Source organism: Kitasatospora sp. NPDC032150 (genome assembly GCF_055579945.1).
The window spans coordinates 1-22,069 of the sequence record NZ_JBVIMH010000055.1 but is presented as its reverse complement, the minus strand read 5'-3'; the positions used below and the strand labels follow the sequence as shown (position 1 = coordinate 22,069).

The 22,069-nt window shown below is 69.0% G+C and carries 18 protein-coding genes and 3 pseudogenes; 8 read left to right on the top strand and 13 right to left on the bottom strand.

Going from position 1 to position 22,069, the window contains the following annotated elements; translation table 11 throughout:
* The first annotated feature begins 262 nt into the window (after positions 1-262).
* Positions 263-1,264: an IS4 family transposase gene (locus tag ACZ5ON_RS34255; RefSeq protein ID WP_465601021.1), complete on the top strand. Its 1,002-nt coding sequence runs from the start codon at positions 263-265 to the stop codon at positions 1,262-1,264.
* Between the two features lie 72 nt (positions 1,265-1,336).
* Positions 1,337-1,627, top strand: a complete 291-nt coding sequence (locus ACZ5ON_RS34250; RefSeq protein WP_465601018.1) for a hypothetical protein — start codon at positions 1,337-1,339, stop codon at positions 1,625-1,627.
* A gap of 497 nt (positions 1,628-2,124) precedes the next feature.
* Here the strand turns inward: ACZ5ON_RS34250 and ACZ5ON_RS34245 are convergent.
* From ACZ5ON_RS34245 to ACZ5ON_RS34220, 6 genes and pseudogenes are all read right to left on the bottom strand, one after another.
* Positions 2,125-2,937, bottom strand: a pseudogene (locus ACZ5ON_RS34245) (SDR family NAD(P)-dependent oxidoreductase).
* 87 nt (positions 2,938-3,024) lie between these two features.
* The gene (locus ACZ5ON_RS34240) at positions 3,025-3,957 is read right to left on the bottom strand and encodes a TIGR03619 family F420-dependent LLM class oxidoreductase (RefSeq protein WP_465601015.1); all 933 of its coding nucleotides are present in this window, start codon (positions 3,955-3,957) and stop codon (positions 3,025-3,027) included.
* A 142-nt stretch (positions 3,958-4,099) separates the two neighbouring features.
* A pseudogene (locus ACZ5ON_RS34235) lies at positions 4,100-4,234 on the bottom strand (transposase); the annotation flags it as partial.
* A gap of 396 nt (positions 4,235-4,630) precedes the next feature.
* On the bottom strand, positions 4,631-5,674 hold the full coding sequence (locus ACZ5ON_RS34230) for a YVTN family beta-propeller repeat protein (protein WP_465601013.1): 1,044 nt from the start codon (positions 5,672-5,674) through the stop codon (positions 4,631-4,633).
* Between the two features lie 77 nt (positions 5,675-5,751).
* On the bottom strand, positions 5,752-6,972 hold the full coding sequence (locus ACZ5ON_RS34225; RefSeq protein WP_465601010.1) for a Dyp-type peroxidase: 1,221 nt from the start codon (positions 6,970-6,972) through the stop codon (positions 5,752-5,754).
* A 317-nt stretch (positions 6,973-7,289) separates the two neighbouring features.
* Positions 7,290-7,568, bottom strand: coding sequence for a hypothetical protein (locus ACZ5ON_RS34220; protein WP_465601007.1), 279 nt, complete (start codon positions 7,566-7,568; stop codon positions 7,290-7,292).
* Between the two features lie 452 nt (positions 7,569-8,020).
* Between ACZ5ON_RS34220 and ACZ5ON_RS34215 the strand changes: the two genes are divergently transcribed.
* The 3 genes from ACZ5ON_RS34215 to ACZ5ON_RS34205 all read left to right on the top strand — a co-directional run bounded on the left by ACZ5ON_RS34215 (position 8,021) and on the right by ACZ5ON_RS34205 (position 12,857).
* Positions 8,021-9,559, top strand: coding sequence for a YncE family protein (locus tag ACZ5ON_RS34215; protein ID WP_465601005.1), 1,539 nt, complete (start codon positions 8,021-8,023; stop codon positions 9,557-9,559).
* Between the two features lie 538 nt (positions 9,560-10,097).
* Positions 10,098-10,943 carry an LLM class flavin-dependent oxidoreductase gene (locus tag ACZ5ON_RS34210; RefSeq protein WP_465601003.1) on the top strand — a complete coding sequence of 282 codons (846 nt, stop codon included), beginning with the start codon at positions 10,098-10,100 and terminating at the stop codon, positions 10,941-10,943.
* Positions 10,944-11,342: 399 nt separating this feature from the next.
* The gene (locus ACZ5ON_RS34205; protein WP_465601000.1) at positions 11,343-12,857 is read left to right on the top strand and encodes a multicopper oxidase family protein; all 1,515 of its coding nucleotides are present in this window, start codon (positions 11,343-11,345) and stop codon (positions 12,855-12,857) included.
* Positions 12,858-13,050: 193 nt separating this feature from the next.
* Here ACZ5ON_RS34205 and ACZ5ON_RS34200 read toward each other — a convergent pair whose 3' ends face one another.
* From ACZ5ON_RS34200 to ACZ5ON_RS34180, 5 genes are all read right to left on the bottom strand, one after another.
* Entirely contained in the window at positions 13,051-13,371 is a 321-nt protein-coding gene (locus ACZ5ON_RS34200; protein WP_465600998.1) for a YciI family protein, read from the bottom strand.
* Between the two features lie 89 nt (positions 13,372-13,460).
* Positions 13,461-15,296, bottom strand: coding sequence for a glycoside hydrolase family 15 protein (locus ACZ5ON_RS34195; protein ID WP_465600996.1), 1,836 nt, complete (start codon positions 15,294-15,296; stop codon positions 13,461-13,463).
* A complete protein-coding gene (locus ACZ5ON_RS34190) occupies positions 15,293-15,928 on the bottom strand; it encodes a class I SAM-dependent methyltransferase (RefSeq protein ID WP_465600993.1) in 636 nt (211 codons plus the stop codon). The genes ACZ5ON_RS34195 and ACZ5ON_RS34190 overlap by 4 nt, the downstream gene beginning before the upstream one ends.
* Positions 15,925-16,398 (bottom strand): hypothetical protein, encoded by a 474-nt coding sequence (locus tag ACZ5ON_RS34185; protein ID WP_465600991.1) that lies wholly within the window; start codon positions 16,396-16,398, stop codon positions 15,925-15,927. Before ACZ5ON_RS34185 ends, ACZ5ON_RS34190 begins: the two co-directional genes overlap by 4 nt.
* A 2-nt stretch (positions 16,399-16,400) precedes the next feature.
* The gene (locus ACZ5ON_RS34180) at positions 16,401-17,837 is read right to left on the bottom strand and encodes a molybdopterin-dependent oxidoreductase (RefSeq protein ID WP_465600988.1); all 1,437 of its coding nucleotides are present in this window, start codon (positions 17,835-17,837) and stop codon (positions 16,401-16,403) included.
* 300 nt (positions 17,838-18,137) lie between these two features.
* Between ACZ5ON_RS34180 and ACZ5ON_RS34175 the strand changes: the two are divergent.
* Positions 18,138-18,350 (top strand): annotated as a pseudogene (locus ACZ5ON_RS34175) (transposase); the annotation flags it as partial.
* 385 nt (positions 18,351-18,735) lie between these two features.
* On the opposite strand, the gene ACZ5ON_RS34170 reads toward ACZ5ON_RS34175, so the two are convergent.
* On the bottom strand, positions 18,736-19,713 hold the full coding sequence (locus ACZ5ON_RS34170) for an IS630 family transposase (protein ID WP_465600985.1): 978 nt from the start codon (positions 19,711-19,713) through the stop codon (positions 18,736-18,738).
* Between the two features lie 47 nt (positions 19,714-19,760).
* Here ACZ5ON_RS34170 and ACZ5ON_RS34165 point away from each other — a divergent pair, with 47 nt between their 5' ends.
* Together ACZ5ON_RS34165 and ACZ5ON_RS34160 are read left to right on the top strand one after the other, a co-directional pair.
* Positions 19,761-20,651 (top strand): AAA family ATPase, encoded by an 891-nt coding sequence (locus ACZ5ON_RS34165; RefSeq protein WP_465600982.1) that lies wholly within the window; start codon positions 19,761-19,763, stop codon positions 20,649-20,651.
* A 173-nt stretch (positions 20,652-20,824) separates the two neighbouring features.
* A complete protein-coding gene (locus ACZ5ON_RS34160; RefSeq protein WP_465600979.1) occupies positions 20,825-21,436 on the top strand; it encodes a GNAT family N-acetyltransferase in 612 nt (203 codons plus the stop codon).
* Between the two features lie 329 nt (positions 21,437-21,765).
* Here ACZ5ON_RS34160 and ACZ5ON_RS34155 read toward each other — a convergent pair.
* Positions 21,766-22,069: transposase (locus ACZ5ON_RS34155; RefSeq protein ID WP_465600977.1), on the bottom strand; the 304-nt coding region annotated here is incomplete at its 5' end.

The following is a 22,069-nucleotide window of genomic DNA, read 5'->3' as shown; positions in this document are numbered from 1 at the left end:
GGCCTTGATCTGACGCTTGCGCAGGTAGGCCCGGTTGGCGCGGGAGGAATACGCCTTGTCGCCGGCGACCGCGTCGGGCCGGGTGCGGGGACGGCAGACCGGGCCGCGGACCTTGATCTTCTTCAACGCCCCTGCGTTATGGCGTGAGTGCGCAGGTCAAGGGGCTTGAACGAGGCAACGGGACGCCTGTAGATCAACGATCGGCGAAGAAAGTCGATCAAGCACAGGGGTCCCGTTGCAGGAGAAGTCTGTCATTACACGGGTGGTCGCGGTAGCGGCGGGGGTGTTCGCGCCGGGGCATCTGGGCGAGTTGACCCAGATCGTGGACTTCGCGCTGGTGGACGCGGTGCTCGCGGAGACCCGGGCGGTGCAGCGGCGGGTGAGGCTGCTGCCCGCCCGGGTCGTGGTCTACTTCGTGCTCGCGTTGGCACTGTTCGAGGACTGCGGCTACTGGGCGGTGTGGGACAAGCTGATCTGCGCGCTGGACGGGATCGCCCTGGTGCGTCCGCACTCCTCATCCCTGTCACGGGCCCGCCGTCGGCTCGGGGCCCGGCCGCTCAAGGCGCTCTTCGAGTCCTTGGCCGGCCCGGTCGCCTGGCGCGACACGGCGGGCGCGTACTGGTGCGGGATGCGCACGGTGGCCTTCGACGGCACCAGCCTGCAGCTGCCGGACCGTGACCCGGTCACCGCGCACTTCCCCAAGCGCCGGGGCGAGGAGCGCGAGTTCGGCTTCCCGCTGCTGCGGCTGGTCACCTTGGTCGAGACCGGTACCCGCGCGATGATCGCCGCCGCGTTCGGGCCTGAGGAGGACGGCGAACTCTCCTATGCACAAGACCTGTTGCACCACCTCACCGCGACGATGCTGGTCCTGGCGGACGCCGGCTTCGACGCCTGGGAGTTTCTGCGTGACGTCCAGGACACCGGCGCGCACTTCCTGGTGCGCTCCTCCGCCCGCCGCTGTCCGACCATCCAGCTGCGGCTGCCGGACGGCTCCTATCTGGCCCGCCTGGGCTACGGCAAGCTGCCCGTGCGGATCGTCGAGGCATGGATCACCGTCACCTTGGAGGATGGGACCGTCCGCCGCGAGCAGTGGCGGCTGGTTACCAGTCTGCTGGACCCCGCCCGCTACCCCGCCGACCGGCTCGTGACGCTGTATCACGAGAGGTGGCAGGCGGAAACCGCCTACGCGAGCTTGAAGGCGACCCTGCTGGACGGGCGGGTCCTGCGCTCCGGGCACCCCGTCGACCTGGAGCAGGAGGTCTGAGGCGTTCTCACCGTCTATCAGGCGCTGATCAGAACCGCTGCGGACGCCGCAGCCGACCAGCCGGGCCTGGACATGGACCGGATCAGCTTCACCGTCGCCCTGAATACCGCTCGCGACCAGGTGACTCTGGCCGCCGGAGTCGTACTCGACGGCCCTACCTACCTGGTCGGCGCCATCGGCCGAGCCCTGCTGGCCAACCTGCTGCCCGCGCGACAGCGCCAGCGCATGAAGGCCAGGAGTCTGAAGTCGGCCAGCAAGTACGCGCCCAACCATGGCAAGCACCCTGCCACCGCCCAGAACTACACGTTCCAGGCCGAGGTCAAGATCATGGAAGACGGGCTTGCAACTCGCGCACGACGCTAAACGCAGCGGCGTTGGAGTGTCCACATCACAGGGGTCACCTCGAAGCGGCTGTCCGCGTGCTGCTTGCTCGGGCAACTGACCGGCCGTACCTCATGTCAGGCGGTGGGGCGGAAGAACACGATGCTGTCGTGCTCGGGCTCCCAGTCCCGGCAGGTGCGCTCCTCCCACCTGCCGGTTGTCTCCGTGTGCAGCGGCAGGGCGGCGTCGAACACGCGCAACTCGCCCCGTCGAAAGGCCGGGGCGTGCGATGCGCGACGTGCTCCTCGACGAAGACCCCGGCGTCCGCCTCACCCTCCGTGCGGAGACCGCCCTCGCGGTGCTGCGTACCGAACGGGCGCCGCACGAAGTCCATCCCGCCGGAAGTCTCCTGGCGCGCGACGCCGACGCGGCACGCTGGTGGACCTGGGCCGGCTACCGGGCCAACGCGACCCTCACCGCTTCCCTCGGCAATCCCGCCGACCCTGTCCAACGCCCCACGGCTCCAGTCACGTCGCTCATCAGGTGCCACTTCCATGATCGGGAGTTCCACCGGGGACCGAACCCGCGTCGGGGAAGAGGGGCCAGCCGGACATCAGGCCGCCGTCGATGGTGAGGGTCTGGCCGGTGATGTAGCCGGCCTTGTCGGAGCCGAGGTACTGGACGGCCGCCGCGATCTCCTCGGGGCTCCCGGGCCGGCGCAGGGGGAGCACGGCGTTGACTGCGGCGCGCACCGCGTCGGTGCCGGTGGCACGCTCGTACATGCCGGTCTGCGTATAACCCGGGGCGACCGCGTTGACACGGATGCCGTACCTGGCACCCTCCAAGGCGGCGGCCTTGGTGATGCCGATGACGGCGTGCTTGCTGCCCACGTACAGGGCGAGCTCGGGGTAGCCCATCAGGCCATAGGTGGAGCTGACGTTGATGATGCTCCCGCCGTCGGCCTGCGACCGCATGACCCGGAACTCGTGTTTCAGGCTGAGCAGCGTGCCCTTGACGTTGGTGTCGAAGGTTGCCTAGTAGGCGTCGGCGCTCACCTCGGTTACCGGCATGATCCTGCCCTCGGTACCGGCGTTGTTGAAGGCGACGTCGAGGCGTCCGAAGCGCTCCACGACACGATCGACCAGGTTCTCGACCTCGGTGTCGTAGCGTACGTCCGCGTTGACGAACAGCGCACGCCCACCGCTGCTCTCCAGTTCCTCCACGAGCGCGTCGCCGACGTCCTGATGTCGGCCGGAGACCACGACGCTCGCACCCTCGCGGGCGTAGGCGAGCGCGGTGGCACGGCCGATTCCGGTCAGCGCGCCGGTGATGAGAACGACGGGAGTGCTCATGTTGTGCTCCTCTAGTCTGGCTCTGCGGAGGGATCCGGGAAGCGTGGCAGCCCGCGATCCCGGACCGGCCGGCGTGGGGGACCGACCTCAGATCCCCGCGCTGCGGACGTCCGCATGAACCCGGGCTGCCAGATCGGCGAGTTCGTCGGCATCCCGCGCGTTCGTCTGGAGGTCGAGCAGCACCTCGTCAGCCCCTGCGGCGGCATAGTCGGCCGTGTCCTGGACGATCTGCTCGACCGTGCCGACGAAGGGCTGCCGCTCGGCATCGCGGACCGGGACTTCGGTGATCTGGACGTTCGCCCTCGCGCAGATCTGAAGCGCGCTCGCATCGCGGCCGTGCGACGCGGCCCGCTCCCTGATCTCACGCCACCAGAAGGCCAGTTGCTCGGGTGTAAGGCCTGTCGGCAACCAACCGTCGGCACGGCGGGCCACCCGCTCCAGGGCCTTGCCGCCGGACGCCGCCAGGTAGACGGGGATGGGGTGCCCGGGCTTCGGCCCGACCTCGGCCTCGTTGATCACGGTGTGCCTGCCCCGGTACGACACAGGGTCCGGGCCCCACACCGCGGCGCAGACATCCAGTAACTCGTCCAGCACGGCTCCGCGCTCCTCGAAGGGGGCGAGCCCGGCGGCCGCATACTCGTCCAGCGACCAGCCCGTCCCCAGTCCCGCGACCACCCGGCCGCCGCTCGCCGCATCCAGCGTCGCAAAGGCGCGGGCGAGCTGAAACGGGCCGTGCAAGGGCGCGATCAGCACACTGCTGCCGAGCCGGGCCCGCTCGGTCGCCGCGGCGGCGAGTGAGAGGACCACCAGCGGATGGGCAACCGACCGGTAGGAGTCCGGCCAGGCCAGTCCCGGCACGTCGTACAGGCCCTGCCGCGGACGTTCGGGGAACAGCACCCGTTCGAAAACCCACAGGCTGTCGTAGCCGATCCGCTCTGCTGCTCGTGCCGCCTCTGCCGGAGCATGCGCGAGGTCGTACCACTTCATCTGCGGCAGCCCGAATCCCAACCGAATCGCCATGGATCGATCCTGGCCTCCGGTGCTCCCGTCCGCAGCCGCTGTACCGCCGTTCGCAGGACCTGTGCCTGTCGGCGCCGAGTACCGCGATCGACGTCGCCGTCTGCGCAGCCACCGGCCAGTCCGGCCCCGCGCCCCAGGCCGCCTCGGTCAGCACGACCTTGAGCCACTTGGGCCCGGGCCGACTGCGACCTCCCTTCCGCTTGCCGCCCGAGGCGTGGTTGCCCGGACAGACCCCCACCCATGAGGCAAGATGTCCGGAGGTGGGGAAGAGCGGCATGTGTTGCGGGGGCAACGGAGGCGTACCCCCGCACGGTGCAGCACTGGTGACAGGCGCCATTCCAGTGGGAGTCTTCTTGCACCACCGGGAACTGGCCTTTTTTTAAAGCAATCCAGCCTTGACCCTATCGCGCGGGTCTCGCACCGCCACGCCGTGAGCGCCTGCGGGCGCACGGTACTTTCCCGACATGCTGCTTTCCCCTCCCGCTTTCATGTCAAGGTAGGGCGGGTGATCCAGGAATGTCCCTTCGAATTCCTCCCAACTGAGTCGGGGATGCTACAGAGCGCCACGTGGCGCACCGCCGTCGAAGATGTAGCCGAACCGGACCGCGAGGGTATCGGTGGGAGGCCGGAAGACGGCGGCGGCGTTGACCGCTCGAAGCGGGCGAGGCCGCGGTCACGGACTCACCGCCACGCCGTAGGGGCTGGTGCCGACCGTGACGGTCGCGGCGACCTTGAGGCTCTTGGGGTCGATAACCGCGAGGGTACCCGCTCCCTGGTTCGTGACGTAGACCGCACCCCGGGCGACCGCCAGGTTGAACGGGTCGGTGCCCGGAGGGCCCACGGCAACGGTCGACGAGACGCGGTGGCTACGGGTGTCGATCACGGATACCGTGCCCGGGCCGAGACCGGTGGCGTAGGCCCTTGAACCGTCAGGTGCCAGCGCTACGTCGAAGGGGCCTTCGCCGACCGGGACCGTCGCGGTGACCGTGCCCGCGCGGGTGCCCAGGACGGAGACGGTCGCGGCCGTCTCGTTGGCCACGTAGGCCGATTCGCCGTCCGGGGTGACGGCGACGCCCACCGGGGAGCGGCCGGCTGTCAGGCTCCGGACGACGCGCCGCGTACCGGTGTCGAGGACTGACACACTGTGCGACCCGGCGTTGGCGACGTAGGCCGCGGCGCCGTCGCGACTGACGGCGACGCTCACCGGGGAGACGCCGACCGGGACCGTCGCGGTCACCTGGTTGGTTCGGGTGTCGATCACCGAGACGCTGTCCGAACCGCCGTTGGCGACGTAGAGGCAGCCGCCGTCCGGGCTCAGCCGGACGCCAGTGGGGTTGTGCCCCACCGGCACGGTGGTGACGATCTTGTTGGTGCGGGTGTCGAGCACCGAGACCATGGCCGATCCGTTCTCCGCGATGTAGGCGTACCTGCCGTCGGGGGTGATCGCGATGCCTTCGGGCGCGTTGCCGGCCGGGACGGTCGCGATGACCTTGTTGGTGCCGCCGTCGATCACCGAGACTGTGTTGTCGAGCTGGTTGGTGACGTACACGTGGCCTGTAACGCCCGCGAGTGGGGCGGCGGAGGGCGACGGGGACGACGCCGGGATGAGCCGCGCGGCGAGCAGACCGGAGACCAGTAGGAGCCCGATGCCGGCCCCCAGCGCCGGCCGGACCGCCTTCCCGCCTGGGCCGCGGTCGGTGGGGGTTCGGAAACGCATCTCGCCTCCTGGGTACTTCGCGGAACTTCGGTGTGTGACCCGGACCGTCTCCCGCACGACCGGTCCGGAAGCAGCGGTCAGGTCAACAGCCCGCGCGCGAAGTAGTCCTGGTTGTCGCGCACTCCTGGCAGGGCGAAGAAGTAGCCGCCGCCGCGCGGACTGATGTAGGGCACGAGCGCCTCGGCTTCCAGCCGGGTCTGCATGGTGATGTAGGTGTTGAGTTCGCGCTGGAAGCAGCAGAACAGGTGTCCGAGGTCCGGCTGGCCGTCCAGGCTGGGACTGCGCTCGTAGTCGTAGCTGCGACGCAGGATGGTGCTGGTCGACGCGGTCTCCGGAGTCTGCGGGTTGGCGAGCCGGACATGGCAGTTCAGCGGGGTGACCAGTCCCTGCGGGTCGTTGGTGTAGATGGGATCGAACGTGTCCGGCGCGTCCTCCGATAGGGCGTACAGCGGAGCGCCGCTGATCTTTCGGCGGCCGAAGATCCGCTCCTGTTGGGCGACCGGCACCTTCTGCCATGCCTCGAGGAAGAAGTGGACGATGCGCAGCACCTGGTACGTCCCGCCTGCCGCCCAGGCCGGCTCGTCGGTGTTGGGCTGTACCCAGACCACCTTGTCCAGCTGGGTGGTATTGGTGGTGTCGGGGTTGGCGACGCCGTCCTTGAAGCCGAACCAGTCACGCGGAGTCCCGGTCGGGCGGGGCGGGTTGCGCTGGCAGTGGAAGCTCCACCGCTGCTTCAGCATGCCCTTGGTGTGGGTCAGTATGTCGAGGATGGTGTGCACGGTGGTGTCGCGGTGACCGGCACACACCTGTAGCAACAGGTCGCCGTGGCACAGTTCGGGATCCAGGTCGTCGTGGAGGAACGGCACCATCGTCTTGAGCTGGACGGGCTTGCGTGCCTGCAGTCCGTAGCGCGTGTCGAACAGGCTCGCGCCGACGGCGACGGTGATGGTGAGATCGTCCCTCACGACTCCGGGGCCCAGGATCCCGTTGTCCGCGGGCGGAGCGTCCGGGGACGCGGCCGGGTCCGTGCGCCCCGAGGTCAGCAAGCGGGCCCGGGCCGTCAACACGCGGAACAGCTCTCTGAGTTCTGCGCGGTTGGCGACCGTCACGTCGAAGGAGGCGAACGCTCCGACCGTCTGGGGCGGGGTGGCGATGCCTGCCTGGTGATGGCCGTGGAACGGAATCAGGCTCCCGGTCGTCCGGTCGCTGTCGTCCCCTCCCCGGGCGGTGGCTTCCTGGCCGCCCAGCAGGCTCCCGCCTGCCGCCCCGACCAGGCCGGCGGCTGTGCCCTGAAGCATCGACCGTCGCGCGAGGAGACCTGCGGGGCACCCTCCTTCGTGCCACCCGTCCGCCAGGGCCGCGCCCGTCTCGTCACCCATGTTCTCCCTCTCGGATCGAGCACGGAGGCGTGCCCTGTAGCGTGAGCCGGTAGCCCGGCTGTCCGACCCGGCGGTGATGAGCGGTCGGCTTCGTCGGCCGTCGGACTGCGCCCGGCCGCATCCTTGGCTGTTCGGAGAGCCGGGGACTCCTCGTCGACTCGGGCTGGAGCACCGGTGGTTACCGACAGCGGCATACGACCACAGGTCAGGGCTCTCCTGCATCCTGGGTGTGCCATTCAGTGGTGGGGCCGGCCCCGCAGGCAGAAGCGTCCTCGAGGCGGCAACCCGACCTTGGAGTACTTCGGTCCCGGCCGCCACGGCCGGACCATCGCCGGCAGGCACACCGGACGGGCCAGGAGCGGCAGTTGGTCCACGATGTCGATCACGACGAAGCAGGTCCCGCGCCCAGGTACCGGCTTCGGGCCCGTGGCGTCGCCGTCGTGCTGCCAGGCCGAACCGCGCACCTTCTTGCCGTGCTGCTTGAACAGCGTGCCGTCCACCACAACGGTCAGCACAGCTCCCTCGGGCAGCCGCAGCCACCCCGGACAAGGCCGCTGATGCGGCTACGGGCTGCTCACATGCTCGCCGGAATCGCCGAGGAGCAGGTCATCCCCCCGGCACGCAGCTGTCGTTACCGGCGCCCGTCGACCGGCAGGCGACGGGCGAAGCTTCCAAGACTCGACCCTGCTCCGGATGTCACTCGGACGGACCACCCTGGACGGTGACTCCTCGTCGGGCCGATCAGACTCTTTGCGGGCTCTGTCATCGGTTGTCCACCAGTCCACGCGATCGAGGGCGGCGCAGTACCGGCGTCATCGATCGCAGGTTCGGGACTCCGCCCGGCGGCGGAGGCCAGTCACCGTTGGCGTGCTGCTCGACGAGCCGCCCCGTTGTCTGCGGGCCCACCGACCTTCCCCCAGTCCAGGAGGACCCAGTGCGTGCAAAGCTCGGTTTGGCCCTGATATTCATGACTGCGAGTGTCCTGACGTCCACCACCGGCAGCTCGCCGCCCTCGACACAGGAGGCGGGCGTGGGCCTGGCGCAGAGGTCGACACCCGGGGGCGGCACGGTCCCCGGCTCCTCCCTGGTGCAAGGGGCGGTTCCCTCCTCCCAGCCGGTGCGGGGCACGGTGCTCCAGGCCCCGGCACTGCCCGGGGCGCAGCCGATCTCGGGCAACGACCGGGTGTACACCGCCGATCAGGACTCCAACACGGTCAGCGTCATCAATCCAGTGACGAACACGGTGCTGGGCACGATCGCTCTGGGCGAGCCGCGGTTGAGTCCCAGCAAGGACGTGCTGGGGGCGATGTACGCCGGGCAGATCGACGTGCACGGCCTGGGCTTCTCCCGGGACGGGAAGTGGCTGGACGTCATCGACGTGACCACCAACGCCGTGCACGTCGTCGACACCGCCACCAACCATGTTGCCCGCACCGTCTACCTGGGCCGGGCACCGCACGAAGGGTTCTTCTCGCCCGACGGCACCCGGTTGTGGGTGGCGGTGCGCGGTCAGGACTACGTCTCGGTGATCGACTGGCAGGCCGGCAAGGAGGTCGACCGGATCCGCACCGAGGACGCGCCGTCGAAGGTGGTCTTCAGCCCGGACGGCACGCTCGCCTACGTCAACCACCTGCGCACCCAGGTGCTCGACGTGATCAACGTGGCCTCCCACCGGATCGTCAGGCGCGTGCCGATCCCCGAGGAGGCCGGAGGCTCCTCCGACGAGGCGATCTCCCCCGACGGTCGGGAGATCTGGCTGGGCATGCCCACCAACGGCCGGACCACCGCCGTCCTCAACGCCAGCACCTACCGGGTGGAGGCGGTGCTGCACACCGGGCCGCGCACCAACCACCCCAACTTCGTCACCGTCGACGGGGTCGACTACGCGCTCCAGACCGTGGGTGGGCTCAACGAGACCCTGGTCTACCGCCGGTCGCACGACGGGACGCCGCCGACCCTGGTGAAGACCATCCACAACAGCGGCCACGGCCCCCACGGCATCTGGCCGAGCCCCGACAACACCCGTGTCTACGTCGCCCTGCAGAACTCCGACGCGGTCGACGTCATCGACACCAGGACCATGTCCGTCACCACGACCATGCCCATCGGCCAGTCACCGATGGCCCTGGTGTACGTGGCCCGCAGCACTCCAGCCACCAGCACGAACAACCTGGGCCGGCAAGGTCTGGGCATGCGCACGCAGAACATCCCCCTGCGCGTCCCCGGTAGCCCCGGCCAGGGCACGGCCCTGATCCGGGCACTCCCAGGCATCGACGAAGTCGACATCAGCGCGACGGGACTGCCACCGAACCAGCACTTCACCGCCTACGCCAGCGACGGCACCCACACGACGGCGCTGATGACCATGATGAGCAACGAGTTCGGCAACATCGACGAAGGCCTGTCCTACTCGTACTTCTTCACCAACCACTACACCTCCGTCATCCTCAGGGCTGGGACCCCGCCCGGCGAGCAGGCGCCGGGCCCGGCAGGCCCCCAGGCTTGACGGACCAAGGACGCAGGACAGCACAGCCGGGGACTGTCAATCAGGATTCCCGTGACACTCCCACAGCGGGAGTGTCATGAGCTAAACCGATACTCCCCCTCCAGGGGGCTCCGGCCGGCCGGTGGACGGGGCGGTCGCGGTCCCCGGGAGTTTCGGGCGATGCGGACGCGCGGCCGTTCGAGTGACGAACTGCGGTGAACGACCCCCGTGCGCCCGCTCCCGTCCTGAGATGCTTTCAGTCGCGACCTGACTCATCATCAGAGATGATCGGCGCCGACCGGGCGCCGCCCCGCCGGCGGTGCGCCCCTCGGCGTCGAACCACTTCACCGGGCGCTGGCCGTGCCGTTCGTCGCGCCCGTTCCACTCAGGTGCGAGGCAGGGCACGGCGCGCATGACACCTGCGATGGCAACCCCGGCGGGTAGTGTTGGGATTGCCGACTGTAACGGTTTCCGGGTGGTGAACCAGCGGGACCAGCTGCCCCCGACCAACCCACGACGAGGGCAAAGGTCCGCCTCGGCCCGGAAGGAGTACGACGCCATGGATATCGGGATCGGACTGCCAGTACTGCGCCCTGGCCCGGACCTGTCAGTCGTCGACTGGGCCAGACGCGCCGAGGAGCGTGGTTTCTCCACACTCGGGAGTACCGACCGCCTTGTCTACGACAATTACGAGCCGCTGACCGTACTGGCCGTCGCCGCCGGAGCCACCTCCCGCATCCGGCTGACCACCAGCATCCTGCTGGCCCCGCTGCGCGCCAACCACGCACTGTTCGCCAAGTCCGCCGCCACGCTCGACCGCCTGTCCGGCGGACGGCTCGTGCTGGGTCTGGCACCCGGTGCCCGGGAGGACGATTACCAGGCCAGCGGGCTCGATTTCCAGTACCGCGGCAAGCTCTTCGACGCACTGCTCGAAACGGCCACCCGGCAGTGGCGGGACGACGATGGTGTCGGACCAAGCCCGGCCACACCCGGTGGCCCCCCACTGCTGTTCGGGGGGTTCACCAAGCCCGCCCTGCGGCGCATGGTCACCTACGGTCATGGCTGGATCGCGGGCGCCCAAGGTGTCGAGAACTTCCGGTCTCTGCTCCCGGGGGTCAGACAAGCGTGGCAGGACGCGGGAAGGGAGAACGCGCCCCGCCTCGTGGCGACCGCGCACTTCGCGCTCGGCCCGGACGCGGAGCAACGCCTGCGAACCAGCCTAGAGCACTACTACACCTCTGGCACCTACACCCAGAAGAGCATCGAAGCGGGCCTCCCCACACCTGAGAAGGTGTCCCGGGAAATCGATGCCTATGCCGAGGCCGGCTGCGAGGAACTCATTCTCTTCCCCCACGGCGGCGGGCTGGAACAGGTGGACCTGCTCGCCGACGTGGTCGGGCTGTGACGCCCCCGCCAAACGCAGGATCAGGAACTCGTCGAGTATCGCCACCGCCAGGCGCCACCTCGGGCGGTGTCCCTCACCGGCGGGGATCCGGCACTGCGCCCGCCGGCGCTCCCGGATCCCACAAGGGCAGGAACAGGCGCCAGTCCATGCCTCGCGGTCCCACGTCGGATCGTCGCCTGATCAGACCGCCGGGGCAGCCGTGTGGACGCAGCGACCGGGAAGAGGCGGCTTGTAGGCCGGATGGCCGTCCCGGCATGCGATGAGTGGTCGTTCAGGGTGGTATCGAACGCACGATCCGCTCTGCGATCGATTCGCCCGGAGTTCCGGCGTTCGACCTGCCCGGGAGCGGCAATCGATCCCGCGTCGTCACCGATCCGCGGCTCTGATGGAGACAGTCACATGCAGCCTCGTCCTTCCTCGGCCTGGCTGGCCGCCGGCCTGATACTCACCACGATGTCCGTACCCGGCAGTGCCGGCCCGTCCTGGGCGGCCGCGCGACCGGAGCAGCCCCCGGCGGCGCCGTCCGCAGCTGAACCGCACCACCCGGCGGCCCCGTCTGCCGGTACGGGTCAACCGCTGCAGGACCCGCCGGAGTTGGTGAGCCACGACGGAGTCCTGCGAGCGCGGATCACCGTCAAGCGGCGGAAGGTGGCGGTGGGCGATCGCGAGCTGTACGCGCTGACCTACAACGGCCGCTACATGCCGCCCACCCTGCGGATCCGGCCGGGCGACCGGGTGGAGCTGGCCATGACGAACCAGCTGAACGAGAACACCAACGTCCACGTCCACGGGCTCCACGTGTCGCCGAAGAGCCCGTCCGACGACATCTTCATCGCCATCAAGCCGGGCGAGACCTACCACTACTCCTACCGGATCCCGCGCGACGCCACGCCGGGCACCTACTGGTACCACTCCCACGCCAACATGCGCTCCGCCCCGCAGGTGGCGGGCGGCGAGTCGGGCGTCATCGTCGTCGACGGCCTGCAGCAGGACCTGCCCCGCTCCCTGCGCCACATCAAGGAGCGGGTCATCGCACTCAAGGACGACCAGGTCGAGGGCGACGCCGTCAAGACCGAGAACCTGAGCATCGGAGCGCCGACCAACCGCACCGTCAACGGCCAGCAGAACCCGGTCATCAGCATCCGGCCGGGCGAGACCCAACTGTGGCGGCTGGCCAACATCGGCGCCAACATCTACTACAAGCTCAACCTGCCGGGTGTGACGTTCCACGTGATCGCGCAGGACGGCTACCCGGTCAAGCAGGTCTACGCCGCGGACTCCCTGGTCATCCCCGCCGCCGCACGGTTCGACGTACTGGTGCAGGGCGGCGCACCTGGCAGCACCCAGCTGCAGACCCTCGCCTACAACACCGGACCGGCCGGGAACCAGTACCCCCAGGTGAACCTGGCGACCGTGGTCACCGCGGGCACACCGATGAGCCCGGCACGACTGCCCGACCACGTCGCGCCGAACGAGGACCTCAGCCACGCCGACCCCGCCGCGCGGCGCGACATCGTCTACACGGAGAACGCCGCGGGCACCGAGTTCTACATCAACGGCAAGCAGTTCGACCCGAACCGGGTGGACATCACCGCCAAGCTGAACACCGTCGAGGAGTGGAACGTCGTCAACAACACCGACGAAGAACACTCCTTCCACCTCCACACCAACCACTTCCAGCTGATGAGCGTCAACGGCACGCCCACGGATCCCGGCCACCGCTGGTTCGAGACCGTCAACGTTCCGGCCAGGGGGACCGCCGTCGTGCGGATCAGGTTCGCCGAGTTCACCGGCCGGACCGTCTTCCACTGCCACCTCCTCAACCACGAGGACAAGGGCATGATGGCCGTCCTCAACATCGTCCCCGGTTCACCGCAAGCAGGGTCTGTACCGTCATCAGTACAGACCCGGTGACTGCGAGGTGCTGGCGGCGATCGTGTTCGTCGCGACATCAGCTGCGCGTGGGCTCGACGTGGCACGCGGCCTTGACGAGCGGAGCTCATCAGGTGACCTCTGGCTGTGTGCAGCGGGTTCACGAAGGCGCTCGTAGGCTACGCACTCACCAACCCCGGCCAGCCCCCGCACGCCGGCGGCTCCTGACACGCGATCACGCACCACCTTCGACGCGTTGCAGAGCGTCGATGTCGAAAGGGCCGATGCCGAGCATCTGGTGGACATGCCACTCGATGATCTCGATCGTTGCCTGACCATCGCGCACAAGGGGATCACTCTGCGCGATCGCTTCCGCGTCTGAACGGGAGCGGGCACGCACCACGTACAGCCCCCTCGTGCTATCCGAGCCAGGTCCGGAGATCAGCACGGTAGCCCGTTCGTGCTGGCCACGCATCCAGCCCAGATGCTCCTCGAGCGTTCGCCGTGACTCCATCACCGGGCGCTCGGTGCGCCTGATCACCAGGTACCAGATCATGGTCGCACCACCGTCCAGGGCCTGCCGCTGGAATGCGCTTCATCAGAACTTCTCGCTCATCCGGCACAACGACTCGCCGACCTCGCCGGTCACGCCGTCGGACACCGTTTGATGGGGGACGGCTGCTCGGCGTCGCGAATGGCTTGGGCGGCGTTGATGAGTCCGATGTGGCTGAAGGCTTGCGGGAAATTCCCGAGGGCCTCCCCGGTGACGGGATCGGCCTCCTCGGCCAGCAGGCCGAGATCGTTGGCGCAGGTAAGAGCGGTCTGGAAGACCTGCCGTGCGCGGTGGGTCCGGCCGGTCAGGGCGAGGGCGTGGGCCAGCCAGAAGGTGCAGAGCACGAAAGTGCCCTCCCCTTCCGCAATCTCATCACCCAGGTAGCGGAGCACCAAGCCGTGCCGGTCGGTTAGGTGGGTGGCGATCGTCAGGACCGTGGACTGGATCCGATTGTCCCGCGCAGGCAGGAAGCCGACCATGGGGAGCATCAGCACCGAGGCGTCCAGTGCGTCGCCGTCGAAGGTCTGGGTGAAGGCGCCCACGGACGGGTTCCAGCCGCGTTGCTCGATAGCCTGGCGGATCTGCTCACGCACGTTCCGCCAGTGCGGGGTGTGTTCTTCGGCCCTCAGGGCTGGGGCCATGGCGATGGCGCGGTCCAGGGCGACCCAGCACATCAGCTTGGAGTGCACGAAGTGCCTGTCCGGCCCGCGGATCTCCCAGATGCCCCGGTCGGGCTCGTTCCAATGGTCGGCGGCGGCTTCGGCCGCCTGGAGCAGAAAGACGCGGGTGGGCGGGGCGATGCGGCCGTCGGGTGGAAGGGTCTGGTGGGCGGCATCGAGCAGTTCGCCGTAGACGTCGAGCTGGCGCTGACGCCAGGCGTCGTTGCCGGTGCGCACCGGTGCGCTGTCGCGCCAGCCAGTGAGGTGGGGCAGGAGCCGTTCGCTGAGATCGCGTTCGCCGCCGATGCCGTACATGATCTGCAGGTCCACGCCCCGATGGAGCTGGGTGGCGGCTGCCCGGGCGAGGAAGCCGAAGAACCTGTCCTTCTCCTTCTCGCAGGCCGCGGTGGCGAGCGCCTGCAGGGTGAAGCTGGCGTCGCGGACCCAGGTGTAGCGGTAGTCCCAGTTGCGTGTCCCGCCTACGTGCTCGGGCAGGGAGGTGGTGGGCGCGGCGACGATGGCGCCCGTGGGCGCGTACGTCAGCGCGCGTAGCACGCGTCCGCTGTGGCCCACCTCCTCCTGCCAGGGGCCGCGGTAGCCGACGTGGAGGTCGGACCAGGAACGCCAGCCCTCCCTGGTGTCGCTCAGCCGCCGTCGGATCCGCCACGGCCGCCATCGCACGGGTTCCGGCTCCCAGGCCGGTCCGATGTGCAGGGCGAAGCCGAGGCGGTCGCCCGCCCGCAGGGTGATCCGACCGTGTGCGGTGGACCCGCTCACCGTCAGGTCGGCGGAGCTGGACAGTGTCAGCGTGTGCGCACCGCCGTAGGCGGCGAGCCCTCCGCGCACGGGCGAGATCACCGGGTGGATCAGCCCGAACTCGGGCCGGGGCGCGTACGTGATCTCCAGCGTCACCTGCCCCTCGACGCAGGCGGCCTGCCGCATCAGGACGCCGGGAGAGGCCGTGCCGAGCGTGTGGCCGCGTTCCCGCCGTCCGAGGGCGAGTGCGTCGAGCAGCACCGCCGTTCCGCCAGGCGTACGGAAGGTGGTCTCCAGGACCATGGTCCCCTCCAGGTACCGGCGGCTCACGTCCGCCGGATCCACCGGCCGGATGGACCAGTGGCCGGCGTTCTCGTCGAGCAGCCGCGCGAAGATCGCCGGGCTGTCGAAGCGCGGCAGACACAGCCAGTCCACCGAGCCGTCGGAGGTGACCAGGGCGGCCGAGCGGCAGTCGGACAGCAGAGCGTGGTCACCGATCGGCCGCGTGCTCATCGGACACGGTTCCGGATGAGCGAGAGGAAGCGTCGTCGGCCGCTGACCCACTGGTCATCGAGCCGCAGCCCGAGCAGGTCGGCGGCCCTGCGGACGGTCGGCGCCCCCACCCGTACCCAGGGAAACGGCGGGCCTCGGTGGCCGCGGGTGTCCTCCACCCACGCGATGCAGCGCTCGTCGCTGTCGCGCCGGTCGACCTCGATGACCAGGACTCCGTCCGGGGCGGCGAGCTGGACGCAACGGCGCAGCAGGGCGTGTGGGTCGCCGCCGATGCCGATGTTCCCGTCGGCGAGCACCAGGGTCTGCCAGTCTCCCTCGTTCGGAAGCGGGTCGAACACCGATCGGCGCAGGGCGGCCGCGCCGAGGGCGAGAGTTCGGGCGACGGCGCAGGGTGCGATGTCGATGCCGAGGGTGACGATGCCTCGGTGGGTGAGCGCCTGGGTGAGGCGGCCCGGTCCGCAGCCGATGTCGAGGACGGGGCCGGTGCAGCGTTTGAGTAGGGTCTCGTCGGCCGTGCTGGGCTCCGTGTCCAGGCGGTGCAGCGTCAGTCGGGGGCGTTGCCCGTCCGCCTGCCGCAGGTACAGCGGCCCGCGGTCGGTATGCGGGGGCTGCGTGTGGGGGTCGTCGGTCATTTCGGCTTCGGACGGCCGGTCCGTCGGGCGCGGCGCAGATTGAGTGCGAAGGCGATCGCTGCCGCGCCGAACAGCACTGCGGTGATCGCCAGCCATCGGCCGAGGTAGACGTCTTCCGGCAGCCGCGTGTCGCCCTGGTAGGGGATCGACAGATCGAGGATCAGGGGGAACCACACGAGCAGCAGGACACCGGACAGGAAGGCGGGCACGCGCAGATAGTTGATCCACGGCATCGCAGGGGTGCGTTCCGGGCGGTGGCGAAGCACGGCCTGGGCCGAGAGGTCCGCGAGCGAGTACAGGGGCAGCAGGATCAGGTCGTGGAGGATCGCCGCGCCGACGAACCAGATCGCCACCCCGAGCGGGCGCTCGGCGAACAGGCGCACCAGGGCGTAGCCGGTGAGGGCGAAAGAGCAGATCAGGACGAGGAGGTGAAGGGGCCCGGAGCCGTACCAGCGGACGAAGCGTGCCATGGTCAGGTCCTGAAGGTGAGTCGGTGCACCCACTTGGTGTTGTTCACGCCGGGGTTGGCCGGGACGATGATGCGGGCGGGGTAGCCGTGGTCGAGTGAGAGGTCCGCGCCGTTGACGCGCAGGGCGAGCAGTGATCGGGGGTCGTGGATCTGGTTGCCCCGCAGCACCACCGAGCTGTAGGGGCCGGGTGGTTGGACGGATTCCACCAGGACGCTTCCGGCGTCGGGCAGGCCGGCCAGGGCGGCGAGGTCGGCCAGCCTGAGGCCGCTCCAGTCCTGGTCGGAGGTGGACCATCCCTCCACGCAGGCGATCGGCAGTGCGGCGGCGTGCTGGGGCATCGCGAGAAGCTGTGCGCGGGTGAGGACGAGCGTCGGCCTGGGGCCGTGGATCTCCAGCCGCCAGTCGGGGCCCACGTGCGCGGGGGTGACGCCGACGGCAGCGGCCGTCTTGTTGATCTGGAAGCCGTTCGGGCCGCTGCCCGGGTCGCGGTTGTGCGGCGCGAGCAGGGCGGTGCGGCGCAGCCGGCCGCCGATGCTCTGTCCCGCGGTGACCACGAGGAGCAGCAGGGAGCCCGCTCCTACCATTCCCACGGCTCCGCGGCGGGTCATGGTCGGCGGCGCGGGGGCGGTCGGAGCCAGGCCGTCGGGGTCGGGTGGCTCGGGGCGGGTGTGGGCGAGGTCGGTGCGCAGCTCCGTCAGCAGGTTGCGGGAGCGCAGGGCGCGGGTCATCCGGCGGAGTTTGAGGCTGACGTGGACGACGAAGGCGGCGATGAACACCCAGGCGCCGTAGAGGTGCAGGGTGTAGAAGGAGCCGGGGAAGACGTAGTAGAGCTGGATGTTGAGGATCCCGGTGATGAACTCGAAGACGACCCCGCCGACCAGTGCCAGCAGTGACAGCCGTTCCAGCGCATGGGCGGCGCTGCGGCCAGGCGGCCACTCGAAGAGCTTCGGGATCACCGACCACAGTTTGGCCAGCACCACCGGCACCAGGACCACGCCGAGGGTCACGTGTACGCCCTGGGTGAGCCGGTAGAGCCAGTAGGGGTGTGTGGGCCAGTCGAAGAGGTAGAAGCCCAGCAGGCCCTTGTCCGGGGTCTGGTCGTTGAGTGCGCCGAGGCCGGGGTTGTAGGCGGCGTAGGACAGCGCGCCGGTCACGAAGAGCAACGGGATGCCGACGAGCAGCACCAGGCCGAACACCGAGGTCAGCCAGGGCCCGCGGATCGGGCTGCGCCAGAAGCCGGGACGGAACGGCCCAGGGGGCGGAGGAATCTTCTCGACCCTCCGCACGAGGGCCCGGGTCCCAGCGGCCGCCTTGGCGGCCCGCGCCGCCGCGGCAGCGCGAACGCGTTCGAGGCGCCGCGGCGCGTGCTTCTCGTCCGATCTCGGGCGTTGCGGGCCGCCGGAGCTTGAGGTGCCAGGAGGCCCTCCGCCACTGTCCATCGGCCACTTCCTTCGTGCCCAGGCTGCCTCGCAGCGGGGTGGGCCGAAACCCACGCGTCGGTGGTGCTGGTCAAGTCGCCAGCAACAAACTGGCACGGATCGGGTCGGCTGTCCGCGTCTGGCGTGCATACGGGTGTCCGCCGCCAGCCGAACGGTCGAACCGGCGCTCCGCACGACTCGACGGGTCCCCGCACGGTGGCCTCATGATCGTGGAGTGCGACGCCTCAGCGCATGGCGCGGCCCACGGCGAGCGCCTGGCCGCACGGTGCTGACCAGGGAAGTGTGCTGGTTCGTCGTGACCTGAACAAGGAGATCCGCCGCGCCGACGTCGTCGGCATCTTCCCCGACCGCGCGGCCATCGTCCGGCTCGTCGGCGCGGTTCTCGCCGAGCAGAGCGACGAGTGGGCCGAACAGCGCCGCTACATGGGCCCCGAGATCCTCGGCCGCTGCCGCGTTCACCTCATTGAGGGAGAAAACGGGGCCGACATGGCCCCAACTTCCCTCACCGCATAGCCCGTTAGCGAATCACCGAGTGGCCGTCGATACACCACTCCAGCGGACGTGACCCAAGGTGGGTCACCGTTGATCCGCCGTTCAGCGGTCAGTTTTCAGGGTCTGGATCACTTTCCGTGCCAGGGCCAGAGCTTTCACCCGTCGCGTGTGCCACGAATGCGAAAGGAACCGTATGCAGGAACAGTTCTGGAAGCAATGCTGTGTAAGAGATGAAGGACTTGGCCCTTCGGAGCCGCCCTGCGGGGGGAGGCTTCAAACCGCCACATGCTGCGAAAGCGGTGACGCGATCGTGGTGAGCGATGTGGAAAAGGTGCCCGGGAGGCGTCAGGTGGGGATCAGGAAGACGAACGCAAGTGAACCACTGCTGAAGTGTCGTTAGTGAAATCTAAGTGGCATCAAAACCGGGAGCCTGCGACGGGGCCCGGGATGAGTCTGGCGGGAGCCCGCGTATTGGCCAGGCGGTGTCCGGCATGGAGGTGGCGTGATCCTGGTCTGCTGCTCTTGTGGGCTTGATTCGCTTTGGTGTGTTTGGCCGTGTGGGAGGAACCGTTGTCGAGCACGACGTGGATCTCTTTGCCTGGCGCGATCGCCTGGTCGAGCTGGTCCAGGAAGGCGGTGAAGTCACAGCGTCGTTGCGGGTGATCGCCTCGGTGAGGACCTCGCCGGTGCGGATGTCGAGAGCGGCGACAAGGGATGCTGTGCCGTGGCGCCGGTACTCGAACTCCTGCCGGGTGGGCTCGCCGGGGCGCGCGGGACGGCCAGGATAGCGGCGCGAGCGGGCGGCGATCGCGGTCTTCTCGTCGATCGAGAGCACCACCGCGCCCTCGGGCGGGTCGAGGTAGAGGGCGCACACCTCGGCGGCTCGCTGCCAGAAGTCGGGGGTGTCCCGGCGGGTGAGCCAGCCACGGACCTTGTGCGGCTTGAGGTCCAGACCGGCAAGGATTCGACCGACCTGGGAGGCGGAGACCGACGCCAAGCAGGTGCCGGCCACCCGCTGCGCGATGGCTCGGTGCGACCAGGTTGCCTCCGGATGCGGCGGCTCGCTGGTCGCGACGCCCACGATCGCCACGCGCACCTCGGGCCCATACACCTTCGGCCGCCCCGAGCGTTCGGCGTCCCGCAGGCCGTCCAGACCCAAGGCGGCGAACCGTCCCCGCCACTTGCGCACCGTGTTCACACTGACCTCCAACTCCCGGGCGGTCGCGCCGTTGGCGATCCCGTCCGCCGCCGCGAGCACGATCCGGGCCCGCAGTACCGCCCGCACCTCGGACTTCGCCGATGCCACCGTCCTCACCAGCCGCTCGCGGACCTTCCCATCGATCGCCACCGCCACCGCTGTCCCCGCCCGTCGCTCAGCACGCACAGCCAACGATCATGGCGGGCCGCCGCCGCACCCGGCAGGATGGGCCCGTGCCGAAGAACCCGCCGGAATCGATGCAGCACCATCTGCGTCAGCGCCTGAACCGCCACGCCCATGAACGCTGGCCACACGTGGACGCCGTCACGGTCCGCTTCCGCGCCGGATTCGCCTACGTGGCAGCCGAATTGCCTGGCCAGGAGAGCCTTCCGCTGTGCCGCCTGCGCTTTACCGGCGTGCTGCACACCTGGGGCTTCGCCCTCTATTTGGCCAGCGACGACAGCTACCGGGACACCATCCTGCCCAGCGGGCTGTCAGCCGGTTCCCTGGAAGAAGCCCTCGACTGCGCGGGCAACCTCTACCTCAACGCTCTTGAGCCGGGCGGCCTCGGGCTCATCCGAGTGCCGGCAGGACTCGTCGTCCTCGTTGGCCCACCAGCCTCGGGCAAAACCAGCTTCGTCCGGGCACTGATCGCGCGTCGGCAGATCGACGAGGAAGCCGTGGCATCCAGCGACGAGATCCGCGCGGAACTTTTCGGCACCGCACCCCCCGAAGCGGACTGCGACGCGGCGGACGCACAGATCTTCGAGGAACGCGACCGCAGGATCGTCGCCAGGCTCGCTACCGGACACAGCGCAGTCGCCGAGTCCACGAACGTCACCCCGCAAGCGCGTGCCCGACTCATCGCCATCGCCGGGCGCTTCAACGCCCCGGTGACCATGCTGCGATTCAACCCGGACGTCACCGACCTCCTCCAGCAACACGCGAGGCGAGGCCGCACCGACATCACCGCCGCAGACGTCCGCGCTTACGCCGCGATCATGATTCAACACGCCACCACCGACCAACTGCGCGCCGAGGGCGCAACCGCCGTCCACGACGTCCCAGGACGCCGCCAAGGGACTACGCCCACCGAAGCCGCCGCGCGCTTCTCCTTCGCCTGACAGGTCCGACGCATTCGGACTCGCCTTCCGGCATTCCTCCACGAGAGCTTCGGCATAGTCGCGTGATGTCCGTTTTGTGATCAGGTGTCCTGCGACAGCGCAGGTTGAACGTTGTCTCCAAGGTTGGCGATCAGTAGGTTCGTGTCACCGAAGTTTGAGAGGGGGTCGCTGAGATGCTCACCTTGACGGCGGTCGCCGAGGACCCGCTTGTCCTGACGCGGCGCCTGGACCTGAATGACGGTTCGGAGGTCGTCTTCCGCCCACTCACGCACACTGACGCGGATCATCTGGCGGCCTTCCTTGAGGGGCTGTCTGCCGAATCGAGGCGGCTGAGTACGTTCAACGGGTACGACCTCGCTGCTGCCCGTGAACTGTGTGACGCGATCGCCCGATACGACAAGCTCAGACTGGTGCTTGACGAAGTGCCGTCCGGCAGGATCGTCGGCCTTCTGGAATTCAGCCTCGATCTCCACTCCGCGGATATCGCCCGCTATCGCAGGGCCGGCATCCGGCTGGCGGCCACGGACTGCCGCTTCGGCCCGACCTTGGCTGACGACTATCAGGGGAAGGGGGTGGGAACGCAGGTCTTCCCGCTCATCGCGGACGTCGCACGGCGATTTGGTAAGAAGAGAATCATCCTCTTGGGCGGCGTTCTCGCCGACAACTCACGCGCCATTCGTTACTACGAGAAGCAGGGCTTCCAGACGGTCGGCGCCTTCACCGGAGCGGACGGCGTGCGGGCACTCGACATGATCCTCGACCTGCATCTGCCGCTCGGCCGGTGACGGCCTTCTCTCAGGTTCGATGGCACACGCCTAACCTCCTCTGGCATGGGACGTCAGGTAAGTCCGAGGACTCGGGCTGTCGGCGGAGCCGGTCAAGGGCAGGCCGGATCGACGATGATGCGTCGACAGGCACGGTCTCCCAGGGGCGTCGAGAAATCAATGATCTCGGAAGCCGTGCCTGTTGCGTTCCCGGCCCGGCCGTCCGACAGATCGCCACAAACCGGACGTCACGCGACTATGCCGCAGCCCCGACCCCTCCACGAACTTGCGCGGGGCAGCACTAGGGCCTGTTCAAGTTGGGATCACGACGCGGGGCGGAGGCTGCGGAGCTACAGGACTGCGCCGCGCAGATGGAGTCCGGCGAGGTAGCTGTCCGGAGTCTTGTCGTAGCGAGTGGCGAGGCCCCGCCACTCCTTGATCTTGTTGATGCAGCGTTCCACGCTGTTGCGGTCGCGGTATAGGTCCGCGTCGTGGGAGACGGGCCGGCCGCCCTTGCCGCCCTTCTTCTTGCGGTTCGCGGCTTGGTCGACCTTCTCCGGGATCACGGCCTTGATCTGACGCTTGCGCAGGTAGGCCCGGTTGGCGCGGGAGGAATACGCCTTGTCGCCGGCGACCGCGTCGGGCCGGGTGCGG